The sequence below is a fragment of the Sandaracinobacteroides sp. genome (genome assembly GCF_057137845.1).
Window position 1 is genome coordinate 1 of record NZ_DBNHFX010000169.1, and the last position, 3320, is coordinate 3320.

Below are 3320 nucleotides of genomic sequence, written 5' to 3' on the forward strand. Positions count from 1 at the left end.
AACAGCGGTTCCTGGGCGGTGCTGGCGCAGTTTCTGGGGCAGGCGGTTTCACGCGCGCTCGGGGCATCCGGAACCCCGGCCCGCGTCGCCGATGCGCCCCCCGCTGCGATGGCGATCGCGCAGGCTCAGGTGCCGCAGCTTCTGCTCGATCTCGATTTCGAAGATGTGGGCTGCCTGCTCGGGTTACGGGTGCCGCTGCCATGCGTTCCGGCACCGCCGCCCGATCCGGCCCTGTGGCGCCGCCGCACCCGCGAACGCGCGCTCGATCTGCTGCTTCCCGTCACGCTCAGGGTTGCGCGGCTGCCGTTGCCGCTGGGCGATGTTTCCGCCTTGCAGCCGGGCGACATCCTCCCCCTCGAACACCCCCGCGACGTCGACCTGATGGTTGGCGGCCAGTCGTTCGCGCGCATCGCCGCAGACCGGCTCGCTTCCTCCACGACCGGACCAGAAGAACAACCATGAACGCAGTCCCCCCGCCGGAGTTCAATGCACGCACGCAGCGCGCCGGAAGTGCGGCCGCAGAAGCCGATACCGGCAGTGTCCGCATCGAGTTCGACGACTGGTCGGAACAGGATCGGCCACAGGAACACGGGCCGGAAGAAGATCAAACAGCCACCGCAGCCCCGGTTGAACCTGCACCAGCCTTCGGCACCGACCCGTCGGCACAACCGGCACCCGCCCGACCGTTTTCCGCCGATCTTTCGTCGGACAGCGGCCGGGGGGCAGGCGGCGACACATCGCCACGCATCGGCGCCATACCGCCGCAACTCGCCGCGATCGAGGTGATGCTGTCGGTCGAAGTCGGCAGCCGCAAGGTTCCTTTGCGTGAACTGATGGAAGTCGATCCCGGCCAGCTCTTCACCCTCGACAGCATGGCGAACGAACCGGTGCTGGTGCTGGCCAACGGCCGCCCCTTCGCAAGGGGCGAGATCGTCACCATGGGCGAGCGTTTCGGCATCCGCCTCCTCGACATTCTGGCCGGAGGGGGCAACTGATGCTCGCCGAATTCGCCTGGCGCCTGGCGGTTGCGCTGCCCCTCGTCTGCCTGCTGGCGGCCGCACTGCTGCTGGCGGCAAAGCGCGGCTGGCTGCCTTTGCCGCCGCACATCGGCACGCGTCGCGCGGCGCCCGCCCGCCCGCCGGGCGAAGCGGCGCTTGCCATTGCCTCCACCGTCGCCGTCTCGCCAGGGGTCAGGCTGGCGCATGTGCGTTTCCTCGATCGCGACCTGCTGGTCGGCGTCGCCGGGCAATCCTTCACGCTGCTGGCCGACGCGAACGAACCGCCCACCCCCCGCGAGGAAGGCCGATGAATCGCTCCCACCTCCCCCGGTTGCGGCCACTGCACCTGCGCGATCTGCTGTGGTTTGCGGCTGGTCTCGTCGCGCTGCTGCTCGCTGCTGCGCCTGCGCTTGCCGCCGAACCGGGCGGGCCGCCACCGTCGGCGCTGGGCGGCCTGATCGCACTGGCGGGCGGCGAACGGGCAACGCCGTTTTCGCTGTCGCTGCAGGTGCTGCTGCTGATGACGCTGCTGGCGCTGCTGCCGTCGGTGCTGCTGATGATGACGGCGTTTGTCCGCATCATGGTGGTGCTGGCGATCCTGCGGCAGGCGATCGGCTTGCAGCAGGCGCCGCCGAACCAGTTGCTGGTGGGCCTTTCGCTGTTCCTGACCTTCTTCGTGATGCAGCCGACGCTGAACCAGATCAACCATGCAGCGCTGCAACCCTTCGTCGCCGACCAGTTGCCGGCCGAGCAGGCGATCGCGCGGGCAGGTGATGTTCTGCACGGCTTCATGCTGAAGAACACCCGCAAGGCGGATCTGCGGCTGTTCTCGGAAATCGCAGGCGCCGGCGCCTATGCCAGCCCGCGCGACGTGCCGATGCGGGTGCTGATGCCCGCATTCGCCACTTCGGAACTGAAAACCGCGTTTCAGATCGGTATTCTGGTGTTTCTGCCGTTTCTGGTGATCGATCTGGTCGTCGCCAGCGTGCTGATGGCGCTGGGGATGATGATGGTGTCGCCGGTGATGATCGCGCTGCCGTTCAAGCTGATGCTGTTCGTCGCCATCGACGGCTGGGCGCTGGTGACGGCATCGCTCGTCCAAAGCTTTGCCGCCTGACCCGATGGCCGAGGCTTTGCTCCACGATCATGCCGCGCGCGCACTATGGGTGTTGATCCTTGCGGTGCTGCCGGCTCTGATACCGGCGCTGGTGATCGGTCTGGTGATCGGGCTGCTGCAGGCCGCAACCTCGATCCAGGAGGCGACGCTTACCTTCGTGCCGAAACTGATCGGCGTGTTTCTGGCGCTGATGCTGTTCGGGTCGATCTCCGGCGGGCTGCTGGTGGACTTCGCGCGCGAAACCATGGCGGCGATCCCGGCGATGGCGCGCTGACCGGCGTGGAAGCGGTGTTCACCGCATCGCCCGAACAGGGGTTGCAGGCGATGCTGTTCGCGTCGCTCAGGTGTGGCTCGATGCTGGCGCTGCTGCCGGCGCTGGGCGGCCAGTTGATCCCGCTCAGGGTGCGGATCGGCCTTTCCGGCGCATTCGGCCTGCTGGTTCTGGGGGGCGCGCACCCGCCGCAAATCCCGGCCGACATGCTGAGCCTTGCCGGCCTCGCGGCAGTTGCGGGCGAACTGCTGATCGGTGCGGTCGTGGCGCTGGCGCTCCATGCTGCGTTTGCCGCTGCCCTGCTGGCCGGGGAATGGCTGGCACAGGCGATGGGCATCGGCTTCGCGACGATGGTGGCGCCGGGGGCGCCTGCTCAGCCGGTCGTCTCAGGGCTGATGGCTCTGTTGTGCTGGGCGCTGTTTCTTGGTGGTGGCGGCCATCTGCTGCTGCTGCGCCTCGTCGCGGAAAGCTATGCCGCCATGCCGACAGCGGCAGCCCTGTTCCAGCCTGAGCGACTGCGCGCCATCGTCGGCTGGGGCGGGTTTGCCATCGCGTCCGGCATGATGGCGGCACTGCCGGTCGCGACCGGGCTGCTGCTGGTCAATCTGGCGCTTGCGGTCGCTGCAAGGTCGGCGCCGCAACTCAATCTGTTTTCGGTTGGCTTCCCGCTGATGATGCTGGCCGGCCTTGCCGCGATGCCACCGGCGCTGCCCGGCCTTTCCGCCAGCCTTTCGGCAAGCCTCACCGGTGTGCAGGAACTGGCGGCGGCGGCGCTTCTTGGCTGACGAACCCCCGAAAGACGAGCGTACCGAGGCGCCGACCGCGCACCGCCGCGAGCAGGCGCGCGAAAAGGGCGACCGCCCGGCTTCGCGCGAACTGGCAACGGCGCTTGCCGGGGGCGCAGCGGCGATGTGGCTGTGGGCGGAAGCGCCGC

Annotated in this window: 7 protein-coding genes; all 7 read left to right on the forward strand. The window is 68.5% G+C overall.

Going from position 1 to position 3320, the window contains the following annotated elements:
* The coding region (locus AC16JP_RS09745) for a FliM/FliN family flagellar motor switch protein (protein ID WP_484340420.1) at positions 1-462 on the forward strand (462 nt) is incomplete at its 5' end.
* The gene (locus AC16JP_RS09750; protein WP_484340421.1) at positions 459-995 is read left to right on the forward strand and encodes a FliM/FliN family flagellar motor switch protein; all 537 of its coding nucleotides are present in this window, start codon (positions 459-461) and stop codon (positions 993-995) included. The genes AC16JP_RS09745 and AC16JP_RS09750, both read left to right, overlap by 4 nt.
* The gene (locus AC16JP_RS09755; RefSeq protein ID WP_484340422.1) at positions 995-1309 is read left to right on the forward strand and encodes a flagellar biosynthetic protein FliO; all 315 of its coding nucleotides are present in this window, start codon (positions 995-997) and stop codon (positions 1307-1309) included. The genes AC16JP_RS09750 and AC16JP_RS09755 overlap by 1 nt, the downstream gene beginning before the upstream one ends.
* Entirely contained in the window at positions 1306-2115 is an 810-nt protein-coding gene (fliP, locus tag AC16JP_RS09760) for a flagellar type III secretion system pore protein FliP (protein ID WP_484340423.1), read from the forward strand. The genes AC16JP_RS09755 and fliP overlap by 4 nt, the downstream gene beginning before the upstream one ends.
* Positions 2116-2119: 4 nt before the next feature.
* Positions 2120-2389, forward strand: a complete 270-nt coding sequence (locus AC16JP_RS09765) for a flagellar biosynthetic protein FliQ (protein ID WP_484340424.1) — start codon at positions 2120-2122, stop codon at positions 2387-2389.
* A 5-nt stretch (positions 2390-2394) separates the two neighbouring features.
* The gene (locus AC16JP_RS09770; protein WP_484340425.1) at positions 2395-3171 is read left to right on the forward strand and encodes a flagellar biosynthetic protein FliR; all 777 of its coding nucleotides are present in this window, start codon (positions 2395-2397) and stop codon (positions 3169-3171) included.
* On the forward strand, positions 3134-3320 hold a 187-nt coding region (locus tag AC16JP_RS09775), incomplete at its 3' end, for an EscU/YscU/HrcU family type III secretion system export apparatus switch protein (RefSeq protein ID WP_484340426.1). The genes AC16JP_RS09770 and AC16JP_RS09775, both read left to right, overlap by 38 nt.